Here is a 23,325-nt window from a genome sequence, read left to right as displayed (position 1 = left end):
ATAACTGAGTACAAACCTCGCGAGGTAAAGTGAGAAATTGTCGTAACGTACTGAATATAGATGAAATAAAAAGCTTACAAGTGATCTTGCGTATGGGTCACCACTGTAAATAAGGATTTTAAATGCCAATTATTACTCTTCCTGATGGAAGCCAACGTCAATTTGAAAATGCAGTTTCTGTCATGGATGTTGCTGCAGATATCGGCCCTGGACTTGCGAAAGCATGTATTGCAGGCCGTATAAATGGTGAACTGGTAGATGCTTGTGAATTGATCGAACATGATTCAAATCTGGCGATTATTACCGCAAAAGATGATGAAGGTCTTGACATTATTCGTCACTCTTGTGCTCACTTATTAGGGCATGCCATTAAACAATTATGGCCACAAACCAAAATGGCGATTGGTCCTGTTATCGAAAATGGTTTTTACTATGATGTCGATTTAGACCATTCTCTCACGCAGGAAGATTTAGAAACTCTAGAAAAACGTATGCTAGAGTTGGCGAAAACAGATTACGATGTTATTAAAAAACGCGTAAGCTGGGCTGAAGCTCGTGAAACATTTGTTTCCCGTGGTGAAGATTATAAAGTTGCTATTCTTGATGAAAATATCAGTCAAGATTCACAACCTGGTCTTTATCATCATCAAGAATATGTTGATATGTGTCGTGGGCCACATGTTCCAAACATGCGTTTCTGTCATAACTTTAAGTTACAGAAAATTGCAGGTGCATATTGGCGCGGTAACAGCGATAATAAAATGCTACAACGCATTTATGGTACAGCTTGGGCTGATAAAAAACAGCTAAAAGCTTACTTAAATCGCTTAGAAGAAGCCGCAAAACGTGACCATCGCAAAATTGGTAAACAGCTTGATTTATATCATATGCAAGAAGAAGCGCCAGGTATGGCTTTCTGGCATAATGATGGTTGGACTATTTTTCGTGAGTTAGAAACATTTGTACGTTGTAAATTAAAAGAATATGATTACCAAGAAGTAAAAGGTCCATTTATGATGGATCGTGTTCTTTGGGAGAAAACAGGTCACTGGGAAAACTACAAAGAAAACATGTTCACAACATCTTCAGAAAACCGTGAATATTGTATTAAACCAATGAACTGTCCAGGGCACGTACAAATATTTAAACAAGGCTTACGTTCTTACCGTGATTTGCCATTACGTATGGCTGAATTCGGTAGTTGCCATCGTAATGAACCATCTGGCGCATTACATGGTTTAATGCGTGTTCGTGGCTTTACACAAGATGATGCGCATATCTTCTGTACAGAAGAACAAATTTTAAGTGAAGTAAATGACTGCATCAAATTGATTTATGATGTATATTCTACTTTCGGATTTGAAAAAATCGTTGTTAAGCTGTCTACTCGCCCAGAAAAACGTATCGGTGAAGATGCGTTATGGGATGTTGCTGAAGCAGACTTAGCAAAAGCCTTGTCTGATAACAATATTGAATTTGAATATCAGCCAGGTGAAGGGGCGTTTTATGGCCCTAAAATTGAATTTACACTTTACGATTGCTTAGATCGTGCATGGCAGTGTGGTACAGTACAATTAGACTTCTCACTACCAGGTCGTTTAGGCGCTTCTTATGTCGCTGAAAACAACGAGCGTAAAGTACCTGTTATGCTTCACCGAGCAGTGCTAGGATCCTTAGAACGTTTTATTGGTATTCTGACCGAAGAATACGCAGGATTCTTCCCAACTTGGTTGGCACCACAGCAGGTTGTCGTGATGAATATCACGGATGGACAGGCTGATTATGTACAAAAACTCGTCAAAGAATTGCAAGATGCCGGAATTCGTGCAAAAGCAGACTTGAGAAATGAGAAGATTGGCTTTAAAATTCGTGAACATACTCTACGTCGTGTTCCGTACATGCTTGTCTGTGGTGATAAAGAAGTTGAATCAGGCAAAGTTGCGGTTCGTACTCGTCGAGGAAAAGACCTTGGCAGTATTGACGTTAACGAATTTAAAGAAAAGCTTCTGCAAGAAATTAGAAGCAGAAGTCTTCATCAGTTGGAGGAATAAGGTATTAAAGGCGGAAAAAGAATTCAATCAACGCGTCAGAATCGCATCAATGGTGAGATTCGCGCTCATGAAGTTCGTTTAACAGGTTTGGATGGCGAACAGATTGGAGTTGTTAGTCTGAAAGAGGCTCTTGAGAAAGCCGAGGAAGCAGGTGCTGATTTAGTTGAAATTAGTCCTAATGCCGAGCCGCCAGTTTGTCGTATTATGGACTACGGCAAATTCCTCTATGAGAAAAGTAAGACTCTCAAAGAACAGAAAAAGAAACAAAAAGTTATTCAGGTCAAGGAAGTTAAATTCCGTCCTGGTACAGATGAAGGCGACTATCAGGTCAAACTACGCAACCTGATTCGTTTTCTTGAAGATGGCGATAAAGCTAAAGTCACGCTACGTTTCCGTGGTCGTGAAATGGCACACCAACAAATCGGTATGGAAATGCTTAACCGTATCCGTGAAGATTTGGATGAACTGGCAGCTGTTGAATCTTTCCCTAATAAGATTGAAGGGCGCCAGATGATCATGGTGTTAGCGCCGAAGAAGAAATAGTCAGGCAATTCAAGTAATAGCGTCAGCCTTAACGGCTGATTGCTATTCGCCTTATTATTTTATGTTATTAACAATGCGAAGTGGATTATAGAAATGCCAAAGATTAAAACAGTACGCGGCGCAGCTAAGCGCTTTAAAAAAACTGCTGGTGGTGGCTTCAAGCGCAAACATGCTAACCTCCGTCACATTCTGACTAAAAAATCAACTAAGCGTAAACGTCATTTACGTCCAAAAGGCATGGTCTCTAAAGGAGATTTAGGTCTGGTCGTAGCTTGCTTACCATACGCATAAGTATTACTTTTTTAACAGAATATAGACATTTAGGAGTTTAATATGGCTCGTGCTAAACGCGGCGTTGTTGCCCGTGCTCGTCACAAGAAGATTTTAAAGCAAGCTAAAGGTTATTACGGTGCACGTTCACGTGTCTATCGTGTAGCTTTCCAGGCTGTTATCAAAGCTGGTCAATATGCGTACCGTGACCGTCGTCAGAAAAAACGTCAGTTCCGTCAGCTGTGGATTGCGCGTATCAACGCAGCAGCTCGTCAGAACGGCATGTCTTATAGCCGTTTCATCAATGGTCTGAAAAAAGCATCCATTGAAATCGACCGTAAGATCCTGGCTGATATCGCTGTATTCGACAAAGTAGCTTTTGCTGCTTTAGTTGAAAAAGCGAAAGGTGCTCTGGCTTAATTATTAAGTCAATGGAAGAGGGAGTTTTCTCCCTCTTTTATTTTGTCTAAATTTGTGGCTTAATGATAGAAATTCAATAAGTTAATATTTGAAGAGACATTACTTATGTTAAATATCGCTTTTTTCCGTTTCTTTTTTTACTTTAGCGCCTAAATTAAGGGGCTTTTGCGCGTAAGAAAAGAAACGAAAAGTAGCGCCTGAGCCTCCAATATGGAGGCTTTTTTGTTTTCAGATCTCAACACTGGGTTAGAAACCAAAAAGGGCAATTTTATTCGTCATCATTGATAACAACTAATAGACCTCATCAGGTCAAAGGAAGAGGAAACGATGCCACATCTCGCTGAACTCGTTGCTCAAGCTAAAGCAGCTATCGAAGAGGCACAGGATGTTGCTGCGCTGGATTCGGTTCGTGTTGAATACTTGGGGAAAAAAGGTCATTTAACGCTTCAGATGTCCACGCTGCGCGACTTACCCGCGGAAGATCGTCCAGCTGCAGGGGCTGTCATTAATCAGGCTAAACAAGAAGTTCAGCAAGCACTGAACTCCCGTAAAGAATATCTAGAATCAGCATTATTAAACGAACGTTTATCTGCTGAAAAAATCGATGTTTCTTTACCTGGGCGCCGTATTGAAAATGGTGGTCTACACCCAGTAACTCGTACAATTGAACGTATTGAAACTTTCTTTGGCGAATTAGGGTTTTCTGTAGAGTCAGGCCCTGAAATTGAAGATGATTATCATAATTTTGATGCGTTGAATATTCCTGCTCATCACCCTGCAAGGGCTGATCACGATACTTTCTGGTTTGATGCGAAACGTTTACTGCGTACACAAACATCGGGTGTACAAATCCGTACTATGCAGGATAAACAGCCTCCTATTCGAATTATTGCGCCAGGCCGTGTATATCGTAATGACTACGACCAGACTCACACACCAATGTTCCATCAGATTGAAGGCTTAATTGTTGATAAAGACATCAGCTTTACTAATTTAAAAGGAACATTGCACGATTTCTTGAAAAACTTTTTTGAAGAAGATATGGAAATTCGTTTCCGACCTTCCTATTTTCCATTTACAGAACCTTCAGCGGAAGTGGATGTAATGGGTAAGAATGGTAAATGGTTAGAAGTACTGGGTTGCGGTATGGTGCATCCGAACGTATTACGTAATGTAGGTATCGATCCTGAAGTCTATTCCGGTTTTGCGTTCGGTATGGGTATGGAACGTCTAACTATGTTACGTTACGGCGTCACCGATTTACGTTCATTCTTCGAAAACGATCTTCGTTTCCTCAAACAGTTTAAATAAGGTGGGATTATCTCATGAAATTCAGTGAACTTTGGTTACGTGAGTGGGTAAACCCAGCGATTAGTAGCGAAGAACTTTCAGAACAGTTGACAATGGCTGGTCTTGAAGTTGATGGTGTTGAAGCCGTTGCCGGTGATTTTCACGGTGTATTTGTTGGTGAAGTTGTTGAATGTGGACAACATCCAAACGCTGACAAATTACGTGTGACAAAAGTCAACGTAGGTGGTGATAGATTATTAGATATCGTTTGTGGCGCACCTAACTGTCGCTTAGGTTTAAAAGTTGCCGTAGCGACTGTAGGTGCTGTATTACCTGGCGATTTTAAAATCAAAGCAGCTAAACTGCGTGGTGAACCATCAGAAGGTATGCTGTGTTCATTTTCTGAATTAGCTATTTCAGAAAATCATGAAGGTATTATTGAATTGCCTGCCGATGCCCCTATTGGCATGGATATTCGTGAATACTTAAAATTAAATGATAATGCGATTGAAATTAGTATTACACCAAACCGTGCTGATTGTTTAGGTATTTTAGGTGTTGCTCGTGATATCGCTGTTATCAATAAAATGGAGTGCCAAGTACCTGATATGTCGCCGATTGCGGCAACTTCTTCAGCGACATTCCCTGTTCGTGTTGAAGCACCAGAAGCGTGTCCTCGATATTTAGGTCGTGTTTTCACTAATATGAATGTGAAGGCAAAAACACCTTTATGGATGCAAGAAAAATTGCGCCGTGGTGGCATTCGTTCTATTGACCCAATTGTTGATATTACAAATTTTATCTTACTTGAAATGGGACAACCGTTACATGCGTTCGATCTTGATCGCGTTGAGGGTGCTGTCGTTGTTCGTATGGGTAAAGATGGTGAAAAACTAACTTTACTTGATGGCAATGAAATTACATTAAAAGATGATGTTTTAGTTATTGCTGATGAGAAACACGCATTAGGTATGGCGGGTATTTTTGGTGGCGAATCATCAGGTGTTAACGAAGAAACCAAGAATGTATTTTTAGAGTGTGCATTCTTCTCTCCATTATCCATCACAGGCCGTGCACGCCGTTATGGTTTACATACGGATGCTTCTCATCGTTTTGAACGTGGTGTTGATTCTGAGCTTCAATACAAGGCAATGGAACGTGCAACTAAGCTACTGTTAGAAATTTGCGGTGGTGAAGTGGGTGAAGTGATTGATGTAACCAATAAAGCACATTTGCCAAATATTGCACCGGTTAAATTAACACGTAAAAAATTAGACCGTTTATTAGGCCACGTGATTGATGACGCACAAGTTCTTGATTCATTAACTCGCTTAGGTTTCACCGTTACTGTTGAAAATGATGGTTGGTTAACAAGCGTTCCTTCATGGCGTTTCGATGTTCAAATCGAAGAAGACCTTATTGAAGAAGTCGCACGTATTTATGGTTACAATAATATTCCTGATGTGCCATTACGTGCTGATTTAGTGATGACAAATCATCGTGAAGCTAACTTGTCATTAAAACGTGTGAAAACAATGCTAGTAGACAACGGTTTCCAAGAGGCCATTACTTATAGCTTTGTTGATCCGAAAATCCAGGCTTTATTACACCCAGATGAAGAAGCATTAATTCTACCTAATCCAATTTCAGCTGATATGTCAGCAATGAGACTGTCTCTACTGACGGGATTATTGACCACTACTGTATACAATCAAAACCGTCAACAATCTAGAGTTAGGTTATTTGAAGCAGGTCTGCGTTTTGTTCCTGATAATCAAGCAGAATACGGAATACGTCAGGAACTTATGTTGGCTGGTGTGATCGCGGGCAACCGTTATGAAGAACATTGGACTTTAGAGAAGCAAACTGTTGATTTCTTTGATTTGAAAGGTAATATTGAATCAATTCTGGAATTGACAGGCCAGCTAGATGAAATTACATTTAAAGCAGCTAATCATTCAGCACTTCATCCGGGACAAAGTGCTGGGATTTATCTGAGAAATGAATACATTGGCTGTATTGGCGTTGTTCATCCAGAGCTTGAACGTAAACTTGACTTAAACGGTCGTACGGTAGTATTCGAAATACGTTGGAATGCAATTGCAAATCGCAGTTTACCACAAGCAAAAGCAGTTTCTCGTTACCCTTCGAATCGTAGAGATATCGCTGTAGTTGTTCCGAATGATGTTGCTGCAGAAGATGTTTTAGCCGAATGTAAGAAAGTTGGCGGAAATCAAATAGTTGGCATAAACTTATTTGACGTGTATTGTGGTAAGGGAGTAGCAGAGGGTTATAAAAGCCTCGCTATTAGCATAATCTTGCAGGATATCGAGCATACACTGGAAGAAGATGAGATTGCTGCAACAGTGAGTAGCTGTGTCGCAGCATTGAAACAGCGATTCCAAGCATCCTTGAGGGACTAGACCTATGGCGCTTACAAAAGCTGAAATGGCAGAAAATCTGTTTGAAAAACTTGGTGTTAGCAAACGCGATGCAAAAGACCTTGTAGAAGCCTTTTTTGAGGAAGTGCGTCGTTCTCTTGAAAATGGAGAACAGGTGAAGCTGTCTGGATTCGGAAACTTTGACCTGCGTGATAAAAATCAGCGTCCAGGTCGTAATCCGAAAACAGGGGAAGACATTCCTATTACGGCTCGCCGTGTTGTTACTTTCCGTCCTGGACAAAAGTTAAAAAGCCGGGTCGAGAGCGCAACACCAAAAGAGTAAAAATTAAAAACACCCAAAACGGCTTTCTATTGAAGGCCGTTTTTTTTGTTTTTCATCTGTAGTTTTATTATGAGACTTCTAATTTAGAAGGTGTTTTATTTATCAATATTATCTGAATAGATAGTTTGTAATTAGATTGAGAATTTTTTGATACCTTCGTTTCTTATTGTTTATCATTTATATAAATATTGTGATAACAGACATATCTTCTAATCATTATTCGCCTCCAATTAAGATGTTTTAAAATTAGCTTTTCATCATTGAATACGAACATGTTATGTTGCATTAAAAGTATTTTGTAAATAAAACGATGAAAAAAATGGTAGTGATGATAGGGAATAAAATGAGTAAAGATAATCCTCTTATTGAACTTAAAAAAAAACAAAGTACTAGTGACAGAAAAAAATTATTTTTGATGGCATCAATATTATGTCTCCTTTTTGTTTTTTCTCTTTCTCTCGGTGAAGTTTCCTTATTTCCACATCAGTGGTTAACAGATGAAGCTAAATTATTTGTTTGGCAAATTCGACTACCAAGAATACTGGCTGTCATGATGGTCGGTGCAAGCTTAGCGATTGCGGGTGCTATTATGCAGGCTTTATTTCAAAACCCATTGGCAGAGCCAGGATTATTAGGTGTAAGTAGTGGGGCTGGTGTGTGTATTGTCTTGCTGATTGTTTTACACGTCGGTTCAAATCCTTGGTTAATAAGCTGTGCGGCAATATTCGGTGCGTTAGGTATGACCATTTTATTAATGTGTTTTGCTCAAATAAAAAAACTGTCTAATGCTCAGTTACTATTAATTGGTGTGGCATTGGGCGTTATGGCGAGTGCAGTAATGACTTGGTTGGTTTATTTCAGTTCAGCTTTAGACTTGCGACAATTAATGTATTGGTTGATGGGGAGCTTTAGTGGTATTGATTGGCGTCACCAAGTGCTATTTAGTGCTCTTATTCCGATAGTTGTGATCCTTATTTTACACGCAGATACGCTTAATTATTTATCGTTAGGTTCGTTTAGAGCTAAACAATTAGGTGTATCCGTTAATCGATGGCGGAATGGGTTTATTTTAGCGGTTGGATTATTGATTGGACTAAGTGTGGCTATAGCAGGTGCTATCAGCTTTATAGGGCTAGTTGTGCCTCATCTATTGAGATTGAGTGGCATCACTCATTATAAAACACTGTTACCCGCGTGCGCACTTGCGGGGAGTGGATTGCTATTGTTTGCCGATCTCTTATCTCGCTTAATGCTAAATGGTGCTGAAGTTCCAATAGGTGTGATTACGGCAACACTCGGGGCACCTTTGTTTGTCTGGTTATTAGTAACGAAAGAAATGGGACGTTTGTAATATGGCACTATTGAAGCTTGATAATTTGAGTGTTGGTGATCGACTTCACTCATTTACAGAGTTTGTGGATTATGGTGAACGTATCCACTTAATTGGTGCGAATGGTGCTGGAAAAAGCACACTTTTAATGGCGATAGCGGGAGCGGTTTCGTTTAACGGTGGAATTATTCTAAACGAAACTTCAATAAGACATTATAAATATGATGATCTTTCTAGAATGCAAAGCATTGTTATACAACAATTAGAAGCTTTATCGTTTATGCCTGTTTTTCATTATCTTGCTTTATATCATAAAGTATCGGAAATGGACGTTGGGCAATTAAATGTATTGTTGAACGATTTTCAAATTAATAAATTATTGTCAAAAAATATTCATCATTTGTCCGGAGGAGAATGGCAACGGATCAGGATCGCTGGCGCATTTATTCAATTATGGTCAAGTTATGATTTAAAAGGAAAGTTAATGTTACTTGATGAACCTACGAATAATTTAGATGTCGTACAGTTGGCGATTTTGGACAAATGGCTTGATCTTTTTTGTCAACAAGGTGGTGCCGTTATTATGAGCACACATAATTTGAATCATTCTTATCAAAAAGCAGACAGAGTTTGGCTCATAAAAAATGGATATTTGGTTAATTCTGGAGCATCTGCACTCTTATTGGACGAAAAGTTATTATCAACTACATTTAATACAAATATCAAATGCATCAATGATGTTGATCATATTGATTGGCGGGTTTTTTAATATTATGACTATTGTGAAGCTTATCCCAAAGTAATTATTAAGGTTTTTTTAATATTTTCTTAATAAGACGGATGTCGGTGAGCAATAGTTTGTATATAATTGTCTTTTATTCATTCATTAATTAGGCTACATTTTTTATGAGTCATTTCCTTCCTTTCTCTCGCCCTGCGATTGGCGATGAAGAAATCAAAGCCGTTGAGGACGTATTGCGTTCAGGTTGGATCACAACAGGCCCTCAGAACTATCAATTAGAGCAAGATTTTTGTGAAAAATTCGGAAGCAAACATGCGATTGCAATTTGCTCTGCCACTGCGGGTATGCATGTTGTTTTAATGGCTATGGGAATTGGCGCAGGTGATGAAGTCATCACACCATCACAAACATGGGTGTCAACCATGAACATCATTACGTTGCTAGGTGCAAAGCCTGTAATGATTGATGTTGACCGTGATACCTTGATGGTAAATGCAGAAGACGTCAAAAAAGCAATAACCCCTAGAACTAAGGCAATCATTCCTGTTCATTATGCAGGTGCGCCATGCGATCTTGATGCGTTACGAAAAGTTGCCCAAGATGCTGGAATTCCTCTTATTGAAGATGCAGCACATGCGATTGGCACTCGCTATAAAAATGAATGGATTGGTGAAAAAGGAACCTCTATTTTCTCTTTTCACGCTATTAAAAACGTCACGTGTGCTGAAGGTGGGTTGGTTGTTACTGATAATGACGAATTAGCCAATCGAGTACGTTGCTTAAAATTTCATGGCTTAGGTGTCGATGCTTTTGACAGACAAATTCAAGGACGCAAACCTCAAGCAGAAGTTGTTGAACCCGGCTATAAATATAATTTATCTGATATTCATGCCGCCATTGCTGTGGTGCAATTAAGGCGTTTAGAGGAAATGAATGCGAAACGAGCTGAGTTAGTGACACTGTATCGTGAAAAATTAAAAGACTCACCCTTAGAGATGTTGAGTATTCCTGAATATCCTCACTTGCATGCAAATCACCTATTTATGGTGAGAGTAGATAAGAGTATCTGTGGTATCGATCGAGATACCTTTATGGAAAAACTGAAGCAAAAGGACATTGGCACAGGGCTTCATTTCCGCGCGGCGCATACACAAAAATATTATCGTGAGCGCTATCCCGCTTTATCCCTTCCTCAATCAGAGTGGAACTCTGCAACGTTATGCTCGCTGCCATTGTTTCCTGATATGAGTAATGATGATGTTATTCGCGTTGTAGATGCGATCAATGAAATTCTTTCGGAGCATATCTAAGTGTCAACATTTGATAAAATCAAAAAAGTATCGGTTGTAATTCCGGTTTATAACGAAGAAGAGAGCCTTCCTCAGCTTTTAGAGCGTACTATAAAAAGCTGTAAACAATTAGAACAAGAATATGAACTGATCCTTGTTGATGATGGTAGCAGTGATAATTCAGCAAAAATGTTAGAAGAAGCTGCCGCTATTGAAGAAAATCATGTTATTGCGATTATTTTAAATCGTAACTATGGTCAACACTCTGCAATTATGGCGGGTTTTAATCAAGCTGATGGCGACTTAGTCATTACACTTGACGCTGATTTGCAAAATCCACCTGAAGAAATCCCAAGACTCGTTACAACAGCTGAAGAGGGCTATGATGTTGTAGGGACTCGTCGTCGTAACCGTCAAGATTCATGGTTTCGTAAAACAGCGTCAAAAATGATTAACTCCATGATAACCAAGGCAACAGGTCGTTCTATGGGGGATTATGGATGTATGCTACGTGCATATCGTCGCCATATTGTTGAAGCGATGTTACAGTGTCACGAAAGAAGTACCTTTATACCTATTCTTGCGAACACGTTCGCTCGTCGTACTATTGAGATTGATGTCGCACACGCAGAGCGTGAATATGGCGATTCCAAATATAGCTTTCTAAAGCTAATTAATCTGATGTACGACCTCTTAACTTGTCTTACTACGGCACCATTACGTTTATTAAGCATTGTCGGCAGTGTAATCGCTGTTTCTGGCTTTGTTTTAGCGTTACTTTTAATTGTTTTACGTATTATTTTCGGTGCGATGTGGGCAGCTGAAGGTGTATTCACACTTTTCGCAATCTTATTTATGTTTATCGGTGCGCAGTTCGTTGCAATGGGCTTATTAGGTGAATATATAGGCCGGATTTATAATGATGTAAGAGCGCGTCCTCGGTATTTTATCCAAAAAGTGGTTGGTGTTAATAAACCCAACGAAGATCAGGAAAAAGACTAATGAAAGCAATAGTATTTGCCTATCACGATATTGGCTGTGTTGGTTTAAAAGCACTTGAAAAAGCAGGTTATGATATTCAAGCGGTATTTACCCACACTGACGATCCAAACGAAAATCATTTCTTCTCATCTGTTGCTCGTGTGAGCGCAGAAATGGGATTGACAGTATTTGCGCCTGAAAATGTCAATCACCCATTGTGGATTGAACGTATTCGTGAAATGAAACCTGATGTCATTTTTTCTTTCTATTATCGTCACATGTTAAGTGATGAGATCTTGAATTTGGCACCTAAAGGCGCATTTAATTTACATGGCTCGCTATTACCCAAATACCGTGGCCGTGCTCCAATTAATTGGGCAATTATTAATGGTGAAACAGAAACAGGTGTTACTTTGCATAAAATGACGGCGAAAGCTGATGCGGGTGATATTGTTTCTCAAGAAAAAGTAACTATTACAGAAAATGATACTTCACTAATTTTGCATGAAAAAGTGAGGGAAGCCGCTGAGAAATTACTGTCTAGTGCATTACCACACATTGCATCAGGTGATTATTCAACAACAGCGCAAGATGAAAGCCAAGCAACATATTTTGGCCGTCGTAGTGCTGATGATGGATTAATTGATTGGAATGTGGATGCAAAAACAGTCCACAACTTAGTGCGAGCTGTAACTGAACCATATCCAGGCGCATTTACTTTCTTAGGTGAACGTAAAATGGTTATCTGGCGTTCACGCACTGTTGCTGATAATCAAGGTAAACGTCCTGGTACTGTAATATCAACAGAACCTTTAGTGATTGCATGTGCTCAAGGTGCTATCGAAGTGGTAACAGGTCAAAGTGAAAATGGTCTTTATGTTCAAGGAAGCCGTTTAGCGACTGAAATGGGCATTGTGACTGATGTTCGCGTTGGACCAAAAGCAACAGCACTTGTTAAACGTCGTAAACGTGTGCTGATTTTAGGTGTGAATGGTTTTATTGGAAATCATTTAACCGAGCGTCTATTGAAAGATGGTAACTATGATATCTATGGTATGGATATTGGTTCTTCTGCGATTGAACGCTTTATTGGTAACCCACGTTTCCACTTTATTGAAGGCGACGTGAGTATTCATACTGAGTGGATTGAATATCACATTAAAAAATGTGACGTTATTCTGCCATTGGTTGCGATTGCAACACCGATTGAATATACCCGTAATCCATTACGTGTATTCGAATTAGACTTTGAAGAAAACTTAAAAATTGTACGTTATTGTGTTAAATATAATAAACGTATTATTTTCCCATCCACATCAGAAGTTTATGGTATGTGTGATGATAAAGAATTTGATGAAGATAATTCACGTCTGATTGTTGGCCCTATCAATAAACAACGCTGGATTTATTCTGTTTCTAAACAATTATTAGATCGAGTTATTTGGGCTTATGGTGCTAAAGAAGGTCTGAAATTTACATTATTCCGTCCATTTAACTGGATGGGACCTCGTTTAGATAACTTAAATTCAGCGCGTATTGGTAGCTCTCGTGCCATTACACAATTAATTCTGAACTTAGTTGAAGGTTCGCCAATTAAATTGGTTGATGGTGGTGAGCAAAAACGTTGCTTCACTGATATCAATGACGGTATTGAAGCGTTATTCCGTATTATTGAAAACCGTGATAGCAAATGTGATGGTCAAATTATCAATATTGGTAATCCAACGAACGAAGCAAGTATTCGTGAGTTAGCAGAAATGCTGTTAGATTGTTTTGAAAAACACGAGTTACGTGGTCATTTTCCTCCATTTGCTGGCTTTAAGAAAATTGAAAGTAGTAGTTATTACGGTAAAGGCTACCAAGATGTTGAACACCGTAAGCCAAGCATTAAAAACGCAGAACGTTTATTGGATTGGAAGCCAAGTATCGAAACTCGCCAAACTGTAGAAGAAACATTAGACTTCTTTTTACGTGGCGCAGTTGAAGAATTAGGTAATAAATAGGATCAAATAATGAAGAAAGTTGGTTTAAGAGTAGATGTGGATACTTTTCAAGGAACAAAACAAGGTATTCCACAACTACTGGATGTATTTGCCAGACATAACATTCATGCCAGCTTCTTCTTTAGTGTGGGTCCAGATAATATGGGGCGCCATTTATGGCGCCTTTTAAAACCAAAGTTTTTATGGAAAATGCTGAGATCTAATGCTGCATCATTGTATGGATTAGATATTTTATTGGCAGGGACAGCATGGCCTGGCAAAAAAATCGCTAAAAATCTAGGTTATTTAATGAAAGAAACCCAAAATGCTGGGCATGAAGTGGGGTTACATTCATGGGATCACCAAGGTTGGCAAGCAAAAGTCGGGCGTTGGTCAACAGAAGAATTAATGCAACAAGTTCGTTTAGGTGTTGAAGCGCTGGAAAAAGCACTTGAAAAACCTGTAAAATGTTCCGCAGTTGCTGGATGGCGTGCAGACGAGCGCGTATTAACAGTTAAAGAAACTTTTCAATTCGATTATAATAGCGATTGTCGAGGTACACATCCTTTTAGACCTATTTTAGAAAATGGTTCTATCGGTACGGTACAAATTCCAGTAACATTACCAACTTATGATGAAGTCGTTGGTACAAAGGTAAAGGATGAAGATTTTAATCAATTTATTATTGATGAAATCAAAAAAGACAGTGGAATACCTGTTTATACTATTCATACCGAAGTTGAAGGAATGTCAAAAGCGGCTCAGTTTGAGCAGTTGCTGGCAATGATTGCAAATGAAGGCATCGAATTCTGTCCGTTAAGCGATTTGTTACCACAAGATAAAGAAACGCTTCCGATGGGTAAAGTTGTTCGATCTGACTTTCCAGGTCGAGAAGGCTGGTTAGGGTGCCAACAAGAGGTCTAACAAAACTATGTTGAATAACCGGGCGAGTAAAATCGGGGCCATCCTGTTGGCTCTTTTTTTTGTTCTTACCTACTTATTTCCATTGAACAGCCGGTTATTATGGCAACCAGATGAAACCCGTTATGCGGAAATTAGCCGTGAAATGGTGGTGAGCGGGAACTGGATTGTTCCTCATATGCTCGATATTCGCTATTTTGAGAAGCCCGTTGCAGGTTATTGGATTAATAATGTTAGCCAATTGATTTTTGGCCACACTAACTTTGCTGTACGTTTTGGCTCAGTAATTTCTATTCTCTTAAGCACATTACTTGTCTATTTATTGGCAAGAATGATGTGGCGTAACCGTCAAGTTGCTTTTGTTTCGAGCTTAATCTATTTGTCCATGTTCCTTGTGTTTAGCGTAGGTACTTACAGTGTGTTAGATCCTATGTTAGCACTTTGGATTACTGCGAGTATGGTCTGTTGTTTTTGGGCACTGAAAGCGACGACTGTAAAAACACGAATATTAGCTTGGGTAACATTAGGTTTGGCATGTGGTATGGCATTTATGACTAAAGGATTTTTAGCATTAGCTATCCCGGTCATTGTCATGATACCTGTTACGTTGTATCAAAAACAATTTACGCAAATGTTACTCTATGGCTTACTTGCGGTGTTGAGTGCCGCATTGATTAGTTTGCCGTGGGCTTTGGCTGTAGCAAAGGCAGAACCTGATTACTGGCATTACTTCTTTTGGGTTGAACATATTCAACGTTTTTCTGGTGAAGATGCTCAGCATAGCGCTCCATTTTGGTACTATATCCCCGTTATATTATTGGGTGTGATCCCTTGGCTTGGATTATTACCAGGTGCATTGATAGGGGCTTGGAAGAAAAGACGCAAACGTCCAGAATTATTTTTCTTATTTTGCTGGTTTGTTATTCCTTTCTTATTCTTTAGTATTGCGAAAGGCAAATTACCGACATACATGTTGCCTTTTATGGCACCGCTTGCGATGTTAATGGCAAAATATGGTGTAGATTGTGCACGTAAATTTAGAATGAAAGCATTGCGTATTAATGGCTATATTAATATTTTTATTGGTGTTGCTGCGGTTGTCGCTATCTTAGTCATTCAGCTTGTTTCTTCAAAACCTATTTATATGCCTTATGAATGGTCTAAATGGGTTTTAGCTATCGTTGCATTCTCTTTATGGGGCATTATCGGTTATCTTTGCTCTACACTGAATGGTAAACATTGGTTGTGGGCTGCATCTTGCTCATTAGGGGTGAGTTTATGCATTGGACAAGCAATTCCTAACAGTAGTGTTGATGGAAAACTACCTCAAGAATTTATTCGTCAAAATATCGATACATTAAATACCAGCAAATATATTGTGAGTAACAGTGTGGGTATTGGTGCTGGATTGGCATGGGAATTACAGCGTAGTGATATTTACCTTTATGAAAGGACTGGCGAATTAACTTATGGTATTGAAGATTATCCTGATGCACAGCATAAGCTAATTAAGCCTGATAATTTTGCTCTGTGGTTAGAGCAAGCAAGAAAAGAAGGTAATGTATCCGTTGTTATTACGTTTAAAGATCCGAAAAAGTTAGCACAATTACCAAGACCTGAAGAGCTGGTGACAAATCATCGAGTTGCTATTTTAACGTATGAGAAGCGTAATTAATGTCCTTTGTTTTATTGCTGATCGTGAGTTTTTTAACCTGCATAGGGCAAGTTTGTCAAAAACAAGCGGTGGTCAGCTGGCAAAGTGACTCATTAACAAAAGCCAGGAAAACGATTTTCTGGCTTTTTGTCGCCATTGCGATGCTTGGTTTGGGAATGTTATTTTGGCTCCGGTTATTACAAATCCTTCCTTTAAGTATTGCTTATCCTATGTTGAGCATTAATTTTATTGTGGTGACACTTATTGGCCAATTTGTTTATAAAGAGCCTGTTAATGTAAAACATTGGATTGGTATTACGTCAATTATGATAGGTATTGTATTGATGAGTATGCAAGCATGAAAGGCTATTTATGGGCGATAGGAAGTGCGCTATTGGTCACCGTTGCTCAATTGTTGTTAAAGTTTGGTATGTCTGGACTGCCAGATTTACAGTTAGAAAAACAGTGGTTTGATTTCTCATGGTTGTGGGCCAATATTACACCATTAAGCATCGTATTTTCTGGGCTTGTGGGATATGTACTGTCAATGGTTTGTTGGTTGTTCACTTTACGCATTATCCCTTTAAATAAAGCTTATCCTCTCATTAGTTTGAGCTATGTTTTTGTTTATATCCTTGCTGTGATACTACCTTGGTTTCAAGAAACACCATCATGGACAAAAACAGCGGGTGTAGCATTTATCATGGTTGGAGTATGGTTAATAAGCCAAAAAACGAAAGGAGCACAATCACACTAACTGAATGATTGTAGAATGTATTTTCTGATCCTTGTTGTTAATTGTGCGATTTATTCTACCAATCATCACTCATTCATCTTCAATAACTTGTTTTTGCTTAAAAAAGCAGATAGATTTTAAAATCTATCGTAACAATAATGGTGGATGTAATGAGAAAGTCCGTTTTCTATCCTTTCTTACTCTGTATTATTCTGCTGGCTGGATGTTCATCTAGTCCATCAAAGCGCATTCCACCAGCCCCTCCGTTAAAAACACAACTCTCTGATCCAATCATGGTGATAGTACAATTAAAATCGCAACTGGAGCAATGGTATGGCACACCCTATAGTTATGGTGGAATGACACCATCCGGCATTGATTGCTCTGGTTTTGTGTATAAAACGTATAGTGATCGTTTTGATATTAAACTACCTCGAATGACTATCGATCAAACCAAATATGGAACACAAATCAGTAAAAGCGATTTAATGCCAGGGGATTTAGTCTTCTTCAAAACCGGTGGTGGTGAAAATGGGCTTCATGTCGGTATTTATGATACTGATAATACATTTATTCATGCATCAACCAGTAAAGGAGTAACTCGCTCTTCTCTTGATAATGTCTATTGGAAAAAAACATTTTGGCAGGCTCGACGATTGTAATTTCGTGCCATTTAACAGCCTAATATATTGAGAAATATGGTATCTTATACCTTATTTTCTTCATGTAGGTATTCCTTATGTCAGGTAAATTGCGACTGTTAATTTCCGAATCTTATGATCCTTGGTTTAACCTTGCTGTTGAAGAGTCTATTTTTAGGCAAATGCCCGCTGACCAACGCGTACTTTTCCTTTGGCGCAATGATAATACAGTGGTAATTGGTCGAGCACAAAATCCATGGAAAGAGTGTAATACACGTAAAATGGATGAAGATGGTGTGAAATTAGCTCGCCGTTCAAGTGGTGGTGGTGCGGTTTTCCATGATCTCGGTAATACCTGTTTTACCTTTATGGCAGGAAAACCGGAATACAATAAAACGATCTCAACTCAAATTATACTTGAAGGGTTATCAAAAGCGGGTATACAAGCGACAGCATCAGGACGTAATGATTTAGTCGTGCCGCAAGAAGAGGGCGAAAGAAAAATCTCAGGTTCGGCTTATAAAGAGACGAAAGATCGTGGTTTTCATCATGGCACATTATTAATAAATGCTAACTTATCTAGATTAGCCAATTACCTCAATCCAGATCCCAAAAAACTTCAAGCTAAAGGGATCACTTCTGTACGCTCCCGAGTGGCTAATTTGGTTGAACTCAAACCTGATATTACTCATGAAAAACTTTGTGAAACAATCACCGAAAGCTTTTTTGAATACTATGGTGAGCGAGTAGAAGCAGAGGTTATTTCACCGCAAAAATTACCAGATTTGCCGGGTTTTGCAGATACATTCGCTAAGCAAAGTAGTTGGGAATGGAATTTTGGGCAAGCCCCGGCATTTTCTCATCTTTTAGATAATCGTTTTAAATGGGGTGGTGTTGAACTACATTTTGATATTGAGCGTGGTAATGTGGTTAGAAGCCAAATCTATACGGATAGTTTAGATCCTGCTCCATTAGAAGCATTATCAGATATGCTAATTGGGCTACGTTATACACCTGAGTCTTTAAAAGGACTGATCCAACAGCTTATTCTGCGTTATCCTAATAATAAAGGGGAGCTCGATGAGCTTCAAGAATGGCTAGTAAAAGAGATAGCTTAATTTTTCTGAAAATAAAAGAAAAAACCAGCTTATTAAGCTGGTTTTTTTATGGCGAGTAACATGTGCTAAGTCAATTAGTGATTTTCACATGACATGAAGCAATGAGCGTCTGGCATTGTGCCATTTTCTCTAAACTTAGCAGGTGTAGTATTAAAATGTTTTTTAAAAATACGAGTAAATGTTGCTTGAGAGCTAAAGCCATACATTAAAGCGATATCTAAAATAGACATATCTTTTTCTTGTAATGATTTAGCCGCTTCTAACAAGCGACGTTTGCGGACATATTCACCTAATGTACAGCCCTTAAAATCTTTAAATATGCGTTGTAAGTGCCATTTTGAATAGCCACTTTTATTTGCAATAGTATCGATTTTTATACCTTCGTTACGTTGTAACTGGGTTTCTAACCATTTTAGAATATCATTAACGACATTTTCAGCCATAAAACCTCCCACAAAAATGGTGGGGACACAATGCCCAAGTAAATAGGATAGTAACGTATGTTATTTATAATCTATTTTAAGCATGGGGAAAATAACAGGTAGGCAAAAAGTGCTCTTCGTTATTGATAATCATTATCATATCAATAGGAGAAAGCTATATATCTTAAGTAAGGTAGAGTTTAATGAATCATTTTGATTAAAAATACAGTTTTAAATGTATTTTACTTTGTTGAATTTATTGGCTTATTTTTTTAATGATAAGCCTGTTATACCATTTATTTTTCAGATTGTTATGTTTTTTTGTGTGATTTATAATCTAATCAATGATTAAGATGTATTTTAAATTCAATTTATTTGATTAAATAATAAATTTTAAAAATAAGATTTATTAATCAATTGGCGTTGTGCTACTAGTGTATTTTATTTGTAATAAATAGGCATATAAAAATAAATTAACTCAGTCACAATCTAGAAAATGCATACTAGAAGGTAACTGAGTAAAATTAGGATAGTTTAAGGGCGAAGAAAAACTTGTGGGGATGAATGCTCTGGATGGGTATCAACACTTACATCAGCGCCATACCATTTTCGGATATTCTCTGTTGTGAGCACTTCGTATGGTGTGCCTTCACAAACTAATTTTCCTTGATGTAATAATAAAATTCTATCGGCATAAAGTGAGGCCAAATTGAGATCGTGTAGAACGCAACAAACCATAAGGCGTTGTGTTTTTGCTAATTGTTTTAATAATCGCAAGCTGTGTTGCTGGTGGTAAAGATCAAGTGCTGAAGTCGGCTCATCAAGGAATAACACGGCTTCTTGTGGTGTAGGGTGCCATAATTGAGCTAATACTCTGGCAAGTTGTACTCGTTGTTGTTCACCGCCTGATAATTGACGATAGTCTCTCCCTTTAAACTTTAAACAATCTGTTTGTAGTAGAGCTGTTTCGATTGCCATTTTTTTATGTTGTTGTCCATGAGGAGTTCTTCCCATAGCAACCACTTCTTCTACAGAAAAAGAAAATGAGAGTTGGCTATTTTGACGCATAACAGCACGGTTTTGTGCTAATTGTTGACGATCCCATTGCGAATAGGTTTTTTGTTTAAAATAGCACACACCTTGTGTCGGGGTCGTATAGCCAGTTAATAAACGTAATAAAGATGATTTTCCTGCACCATTAGGCCCAATTATAGTGACTAACTCTCCAGCATTAAGTGAAAGTGATACATCATCAATAATGTTTTTTTCACCGATTTGATACGATAAATTATTTCCATAAAGCAACGAGGTATTTTGTTTTTTAATCATGACATCCTTCCTGCTGGTTGTCGTAAGATAAGCCAAAGGAAATAAGGGCCTCCAATTAATCCTGTAATGAGCCCCACAGGGATTTCTGCTGGAGAAACCAGTGTTCGAGATAATGTATCAGCGGCTAATAACAGTGTGGCCCCCCCTAAAATAGTGGCAGGTAATAACCACACGTGATTACTGCCGATGCGCATGCGAATAAGATGTGGCACAACAAGCCCAATAAACCCAATGACACCACTGAGTGCGACAGCACAACCAATTAAGATGGCGCTAAGCAGTAATAAAATAAATTTTGTTCGTCTTACGTTTAATCCTAAATAGTGTGCTTCTTCGTCACCCAGTTGTAACAGGTTCAATTTATGACTCTGCCAACAGGCCAAAATACTAACAGGAATGATCACAAGCGTTGCAATCGATAAGGTTTTCCAGTCAATTTGGCTTAATGAACCCATCATCCATAGTGAAAATTGGCGTAATTGTTGGTCTGTACTGATATAACTTAAGACGCCAATAAAGGACATACAAAGTGCATTGATAGCAATACCCGCAAGTAATAGTCGTGCTAAATTGCCATCACTCAATTGATGCAATGAGAAGATGATCATTGCGACAATCAAGCCACCAACAAAGGCCGCAACAATATGGCTATAAAATGAGAATATAGGGGAAAAAGAGAAGGGTAATATAATCACGATAGCAACCATGAGTGCTGCACCGCTACTTATGCCAAGTAACCCAGGATCGGCTAATGAGTTTCTAAATAACCCTTGCATGATCGCACCAGATATTGCTAATGCTCCTCCAACAAGAATGGCTAATAATACGCGAGGTAAGCGAATATCTAACCAAACTTGCCACACCATATCATCAAAAGAGCTATTCCATAATGTATGAAACGAGAGTGCTAATGCACCGCTATTCACAGAAATTAATGTGACTGTAGTGAGCAAAAAGAGTAAAACTAAAATACTCATCCACGGTGAATGAAAACGAGACATTATTGCTCCAAGGCTTGACGAATTTGATGCATGACTTCAGGTGTTGAAAGGGTAAAACCTAATAACCCCATATCATCAACAACAACATAATGCTTATTTTTACCGGCTGGTGTGTATTTTATGCCGGGTAAATTCCAAAGTTTCTCAATACCACCAATGCCTTTAATACCTTCTTTAGTCACCAGCAAAATATCAGGTTGGCTTGCAATAACACCTTCTTGAGAAAGTGGACGATAGCTTGTAAATCCTTGCATTGCATTCTTGCCCCCAACTAGTGAAATAATAGTATCTGCAGCGGTATCTTGACCAGCAGCCATAGGAACAACACCCCCATGGCTCATGATATAAATGACTTTTTTATCTATAGGTGTTGTGGGTATTTGGCTAATAGATAGGGTGAGTTTTTCTTTTAGCTGATTACCTTCTTTTTGTTTATTTAAAATAGTGGCAATGGTGTCTATTTTTTCATTAATGGCTTCTAATGAATGTGTGCCCGTAATTGTTTTAACAGCAATACCCGCTTCTTGTATTCGGCGTAGTGCCAAAGAAGGGCGAGCTAATTCGCTGGTTATAATTAATGTTGGTTTGACCGATAAGATACCTTCAGGGTTTAGCATTCGCATATAACCCACATCAGGGAGAGCTTTCACTTGTTCAGGGACTAAACTAGTGCTGTCTCTTGCAATAATCTGTTCACCCGCACCTAACGCGAAAACGATCTCTGTGATATCACCGCCAATAGTGACAATACGTTCATTGGCGGAACTGACAAACGACATGACGCTACACAGGATCAAAAGAAGCCATTTTTTCATTAACTCATTCTCCGATTAGGCTATTTTGGCAAGTGTATTAACTTGCTCGCGCCATTGTTGTTGCTCTGCAGTGCCTTCAGTACGTTGTCCATAAAGCTGGGCAATCTGTTGGCCTTTGCTATCAAAGATTTCAAGACTGGTGACAAAACCATCCTGAGTTGGTTTACGAGTGATCCAGCTTTCAGCAATTTCACTTTCAATTAAATGAAGTGTAAAAGTAGGGTTGAAAACATTAATCCAGACTTGGTTGCTATTCTCAAATTGGTGAGGAACTAAACGCTCAATTTGGCCTGTAAAAATTTGCACACAACCACGACTTCCAACAAAAATCATGATTTCATTTTGTGTTTCTTTCGCGAGGGTTAATAAGGTTTTCAGAGCACTGTTATCGACTTGATAAGCAAGGTCATCAGCAACAGCTTTAAAAGCTTGTTGACGACTCAAATTATTTTCTTTTAGTAATTTGAAAAATTGGTGAACATCGGTCATTGAACGCCATTGTTGTTCAAGTTGCTCTGCCAATTCATGACTAACAGGGGTGTTTGAATAAGGTTCGATAGGGGTAATATCGAGAGCTGGATTTTCTTCTGATAAGAATGATTGGATTAGTGTATTCCATTCATCCATATTGGTATTGTCGGTTGCATAGACTTTATGTAATGCATCGCCATGCATATCAAAAAACTGAATGCTATAGCGAGTTCCTTTTGAAGTTTCTTCAGCGAGTGCAAAAATACTTGACCAATAAGCGAAGAAAAAGCGTAAATCCATTGCACGAGGGTTTAAAATTAAACCTGCGTGATCGTTAAAACGTGCATTAGTGTACTCACCAAGATGCTCGTGAACGGCGATATCGTTACGAGTAATGGCTTTGACTTCCCCCACTTTACTTAAGGTTTTTAATAATTCTTGTACATCGTTACGTAAGCGTTTTGCATCATGTCCTACACGAGCATGTGTTAATTCGGCTTCGCTTACATTTAAGTAGGTAGCTAGATCACGGGCATAAGGTGCTTTTTTATCCGCTTTTGCTTGCAGGTAGCGCTCATAAAGAGGTTTATTCACA

The 23,325-nt window shown here is 38.7% G+C and carries 23 protein-coding genes and 1 other annotated feature; of the genes, 18 read left to right on the top strand and 5 right to left on the bottom strand.

Going from position 1 to position 23,325, the window contains the following annotated elements:
* Positions 1–122: 122 nt before the first annotated feature.
* From thrS to GWI97_RS04925, 18 genes are all read left to right on the top strand, one after another.
* Positions 123–2,051 (top strand): threonine--tRNA ligase, encoded by a 1,929-nt coding sequence (gene thrS / locus GWI97_RS05010; protein WP_036937413.1) that lies wholly within the window; start codon positions 123–125, stop codon positions 2,049–2,051.
* Positions 2,052–2,054: 3 nt separating this feature from the next.
* Positions 2,055–2,594 (top strand): translation initiation factor IF-3, encoded by a 540-nt coding sequence (gene infC / locus GWI97_RS05005; protein WP_036937410.1) that lies wholly within the window; start codon positions 2,055–2,057, stop codon positions 2,592–2,594.
* A gap of 93 nt (positions 2,595–2,687) precedes the next feature.
* Positions 2,688–2,885, top strand: coding sequence for a 50S ribosomal protein L35 (gene rpmI / locus GWI97_RS05000; RefSeq protein WP_004263702.1), 198 nt, complete (start codon positions 2,688–2,690; stop codon positions 2,883–2,885).
* 42 nt (positions 2,886–2,927) lie between these two features.
* Positions 2,928–3,284, top strand: a complete 357-nt coding sequence (gene rplT / locus GWI97_RS04995) for a 50S ribosomal protein L20 (RefSeq protein ID WP_036937406.1) — start codon at positions 2,928–2,930, stop codon at positions 3,282–3,284.
* A gap of 104 nt (positions 3,285–3,388) precedes the next feature.
* Positions 3,389–3,511: a sequence feature (Phe leader region), on the top strand.
* Between the two features lie 100 nt (positions 3,512–3,611).
* Positions 3,612–4,595, top strand: a complete 984-nt coding sequence (gene pheS, locus GWI97_RS04990) for a phenylalanine--tRNA ligase subunit alpha (protein ID WP_036937404.1) — start codon at positions 3,612–3,614, stop codon at positions 4,593–4,595.
* Between the two features lie 14 nt (positions 4,596–4,609).
* Positions 4,610–6,997: a phenylalanine--tRNA ligase subunit beta gene (gene pheT / locus GWI97_RS04985; RefSeq protein ID WP_087802545.1), complete on the top strand. Its 2,388-nt coding sequence runs from the start codon at positions 4,610–4,612 to the stop codon at positions 6,995–6,997.
* 4 nt (positions 6,998–7,001) lie between these two features.
* Entirely contained in the window at positions 7,002–7,298 is a 297-nt protein-coding gene (gene ihfA, locus GWI97_RS04980; RefSeq protein WP_036937394.1) for an integration host factor subunit alpha, read from the top strand.
* 343 nt (positions 7,299–7,641) lie between these two features.
* The gene (gene btuC, locus GWI97_RS04975) at positions 7,642–8,649 is read left to right on the top strand and encodes a vitamin B12 ABC transporter permease BtuC (RefSeq protein ID WP_373369198.1); all 1,008 of its coding nucleotides are present in this window, start codon (positions 7,642–7,644) and stop codon (positions 8,647–8,649) included.
* A gap of 1 nt (position 8,650) precedes the next feature.
* Positions 8,651–9,397, top strand: a complete 747-nt coding sequence (locus GWI97_RS04970; protein ID WP_036937389.1) for a vitamin B12 ABC transporter ATP-binding protein BtuD — start codon at positions 8,651–8,653, stop codon at positions 9,395–9,397.
* A gap of 137 nt (positions 9,398–9,534) precedes the next feature.
* Positions 9,535–10,680 (top strand): UDP-4-amino-4-deoxy-L-arabinose aminotransferase, encoded by a 1,146-nt coding sequence (arnB, locus tag GWI97_RS04965; protein WP_036937385.1) that lies wholly within the window; start codon positions 9,535–9,537, stop codon positions 10,678–10,680.
* On the top strand, positions 10,681–11,661 hold the full coding sequence (gene arnC, locus GWI97_RS04960; protein WP_087802542.1) for an undecaprenyl-phosphate 4-deoxy-4-formamido-L-arabinose transferase: 981 nt from the start codon (positions 10,681–10,683) through the stop codon (positions 11,659–11,661).
* Complete coding sequence (arnA, locus tag GWI97_RS04955; RefSeq protein ID WP_036937379.1) at positions 11,661–13,643, top strand: bifunctional UDP-4-amino-4-deoxy-L-arabinose formyltransferase/UDP-glucuronic acid oxidase ArnA; 1,983 nt, start codon at positions 11,661–11,663, stop codon at positions 13,641–13,643. The genes arnC and arnA overlap by 1 nt, the downstream gene beginning before the upstream one ends.
* A gap of 9 nt (positions 13,644–13,652) precedes the next feature.
* Positions 13,653–14,546, top strand: coding sequence for a 4-deoxy-4-formamido-L-arabinose-phosphoundecaprenol deformylase (arnD, locus tag GWI97_RS04950; protein ID WP_036937377.1), 894 nt, complete (start codon positions 13,653–13,655; stop codon positions 14,544–14,546).
* A 7-nt stretch (positions 14,547–14,553) separates the two neighbouring features.
* Entirely contained in the window at positions 14,554–16,218 is a 1,665-nt protein-coding gene (gene arnT / locus GWI97_RS04945) for a lipid IV(A) 4-amino-4-deoxy-L-arabinosyltransferase (protein WP_087802536.1), read from the top strand.
* Complete coding sequence (gene arnE / locus GWI97_RS04940) at positions 16,218–16,559, top strand: 4-amino-4-deoxy-L-arabinose-phosphoundecaprenol flippase subunit ArnE (RefSeq protein ID WP_036937372.1); 342 nt, start codon at positions 16,218–16,220, stop codon at positions 16,557–16,559. Before arnT ends, arnE begins: the two co-directional genes overlap by 1 nt.
* Positions 16,556–16,954 (top strand): 4-amino-4-deoxy-L-arabinose-phosphoundecaprenol flippase subunit ArnF, encoded by a 399-nt coding sequence (gene arnF, locus GWI97_RS04935; protein ID WP_036937366.1) that lies wholly within the window; start codon positions 16,556–16,558, stop codon positions 16,952–16,954. Before arnE ends, arnF begins: the two co-directional genes overlap by 4 nt.
* Positions 16,955–17,103: 149 nt before the next feature.
* Positions 17,104–17,595 carry a C40 family peptidase gene (locus GWI97_RS04930; RefSeq protein WP_036937364.1) on the top strand — a complete coding sequence of 164 codons (492 nt, stop codon included), beginning with the start codon at positions 17,104–17,106 and terminating at the stop codon, positions 17,593–17,595.
* Positions 17,596–17,672: 77 nt separating this feature from the next.
* On the top strand, positions 17,673–18,692 hold the full coding sequence (locus tag GWI97_RS04925) for a lipoate--protein ligase A (protein ID WP_036937362.1): 1,020 nt from the start codon (positions 17,673–17,675) through the stop codon (positions 18,690–18,692).
* Between the two features lie 74 nt (positions 18,693–18,766).
* Here the strand turns inward: GWI97_RS04925 and GWI97_RS04920 are convergent, their stop codons facing one another.
* The 5 genes from GWI97_RS04920 to GWI97_RS04900 all read right to left on the bottom strand — a co-directional run bounded on the left by GWI97_RS04920 (position 18,767) and on the right by GWI97_RS04900 (position 23,324).
* On the bottom strand, positions 18,767–19,135 hold the full coding sequence (locus GWI97_RS04920) for a helix-turn-helix domain-containing protein (RefSeq protein ID WP_036937359.1): 369 nt from the start codon (positions 19,133–19,135) through the stop codon (positions 18,767–18,769).
* A 513-nt stretch (positions 19,136–19,648) separates the two neighbouring features.
* Positions 19,649–20,443 (bottom strand): heme ABC transporter ATP-binding protein, encoded by a 795-nt coding sequence (locus GWI97_RS04915; RefSeq protein WP_036937356.1) that lies wholly within the window; start codon positions 20,441–20,443, stop codon positions 19,649–19,651.
* A complete protein-coding gene (locus tag GWI97_RS04910) occupies positions 20,440–21,444 on the bottom strand; it encodes a FecCD family ABC transporter permease (protein WP_036937354.1) in 1,005 nt (334 codons plus the stop codon). The genes GWI97_RS04915 and GWI97_RS04910 overlap by 4 nt, the downstream gene beginning before the upstream one ends.
* Entirely contained in the window at positions 21,444–22,259 is an 816-nt protein-coding gene (locus GWI97_RS04905) for a heme/hemin ABC transporter substrate-binding protein (protein ID WP_036937351.1), read from the bottom strand. Before GWI97_RS04905 ends, GWI97_RS04910 begins: the two co-directional genes overlap by 1 nt.
* A gap of 15 nt (positions 22,260–22,274) precedes the next feature.
* Positions 22,275–23,324 carry a hemin-degrading factor gene (locus GWI97_RS04900; RefSeq protein ID WP_036937348.1) on the bottom strand — a complete coding sequence of 350 codons (1,050 nt, stop codon included), beginning with the start codon at positions 23,322–23,324 and terminating at the stop codon, positions 22,275–22,277.
* Position 23,325 lies beyond the last annotated feature (1 nt).

It is taken from the genome of Proteus sp. G2300 (assembly GCF_009915965.1).
Classification (GTDB): domain Bacteria; phylum Pseudomonadota; class Gammaproteobacteria; order Enterobacterales; family Enterobacteriaceae; genus Proteus; species Proteus vulgaris.
The sequence above is the reverse complement of the archived record's forward strand: the minus strand, read 5'-3'. Positions and strand labels throughout refer to the sequence as shown.

What these genes read in the sequence shown, in the direction of transcription:
- thrS (WP_036937413.1), top strand. Translation starts at nt 123, where the DNA reads ATGCCAATTATTACTCTTCCTGATGGAAGCCAACGTCAATTTGAAAAT.
- rpmI (WP_004263702.1), top strand. Translation starts at nt 2,688, where the DNA reads ATGCCAAAGATTAAAACAGTACGCGGCGCAGCTAAGCGCTTTAAAAAA.
- rplT (WP_036937406.1), top strand. Translation starts at nt 2,928, where the DNA reads ATGGCTCGTGCTAAACGCGGCGTTGTTGCCCGTGCTCGTCACAAGAAG.
- pheS (WP_036937404.1), top strand. Translation starts at nt 3,612, where the DNA reads ATGCCACATCTCGCTGAACTCGTTGCTCAAGCTAAAGCAGCTATCGAA.
- pheT (WP_087802545.1), top strand. Translation starts at nt 4,610, where the DNA reads ATGAAATTCAGTGAACTTTGGTTACGTGAGTGGGTAAACCCAGCGATT.
- ihfA (WP_036937394.1), top strand. Translation starts at nt 7,002, where the DNA reads ATGGCGCTTACAAAAGCTGAAATGGCAGAAAATCTGTTTGAAAAACTT.
- btuC (WP_373369198.1), top strand. Translation starts at nt 7,642, where the DNA reads ATGAGTAAAGATAATCCTCTTATTGAACTTAAAAAAAAACAAAGTACT.
- GWI97_RS04970 (WP_036937389.1), top strand. Translation starts at nt 8,651, where the DNA reads ATGGCACTATTGAAGCTTGATAATTTGAGTGTTGGTGATCGACTTCAC.
- arnB (WP_036937385.1), top strand. Translation starts at nt 9,535, where the DNA reads ATGAGTCATTTCCTTCCTTTCTCTCGCCCTGCGATTGGCGATGAAGAA.
- arnA (WP_036937379.1), top strand. Translation starts at nt 11,661, where the DNA reads ATGAAAGCAATAGTATTTGCCTATCACGATATTGGCTGTGTTGGTTTA.
- arnD (WP_036937377.1), top strand. Translation starts at nt 13,653, where the DNA reads ATGAAGAAAGTTGGTTTAAGAGTAGATGTGGATACTTTTCAAGGAACA.
- arnT (WP_087802536.1), top strand. Translation starts at nt 14,554, where the DNA reads ATGTTGAATAACCGGGCGAGTAAAATCGGGGCCATCCTGTTGGCTCTT.
- arnE (WP_036937372.1), top strand. Translation starts at nt 16,218, where the DNA reads ATGTCCTTTGTTTTATTGCTGATCGTGAGTTTTTTAACCTGCATAGGG.
- arnF (WP_036937366.1), top strand. Translation starts at nt 16,556, where the DNA reads ATGAAAGGCTATTTATGGGCGATAGGAAGTGCGCTATTGGTCACCGTT.
- GWI97_RS04930 (WP_036937364.1), top strand. Translation starts at nt 17,104, where the DNA reads ATGAGAAAGTCCGTTTTCTATCCTTTCTTACTCTGTATTATTCTGCTG.
- GWI97_RS04925 (WP_036937362.1), top strand. Translation starts at nt 17,673, where the DNA reads ATGTCAGGTAAATTGCGACTGTTAATTTCCGAATCTTATGATCCTTGG.
- GWI97_RS04920 (WP_036937359.1), bottom strand. Translation starts at nt 19,135, where the DNA reads ATGGCTGAAAATGTCGTTAATGATATTCTAAAATGGTTAGAAACCCAG.
- GWI97_RS04915 (WP_036937356.1), bottom strand. Translation starts at nt 20,443, where the DNA reads ATGATTAAAAAACAAAATACCTCGTTGCTTTATGGAAATAATTTATCG.
- GWI97_RS04910 (WP_036937354.1), bottom strand. Translation starts at nt 21,444, where the DNA reads ATGTCTCGTTTTCATTCACCGTGGATGAGTATTTTAGTTTTACTCTTT.
- GWI97_RS04905 (WP_036937351.1), bottom strand. Translation starts at nt 22,259, where the DNA reads ATGAAAAAATGGCTTCTTTTGATCCTGTGTAGCGTCATGTCGTTTGTC.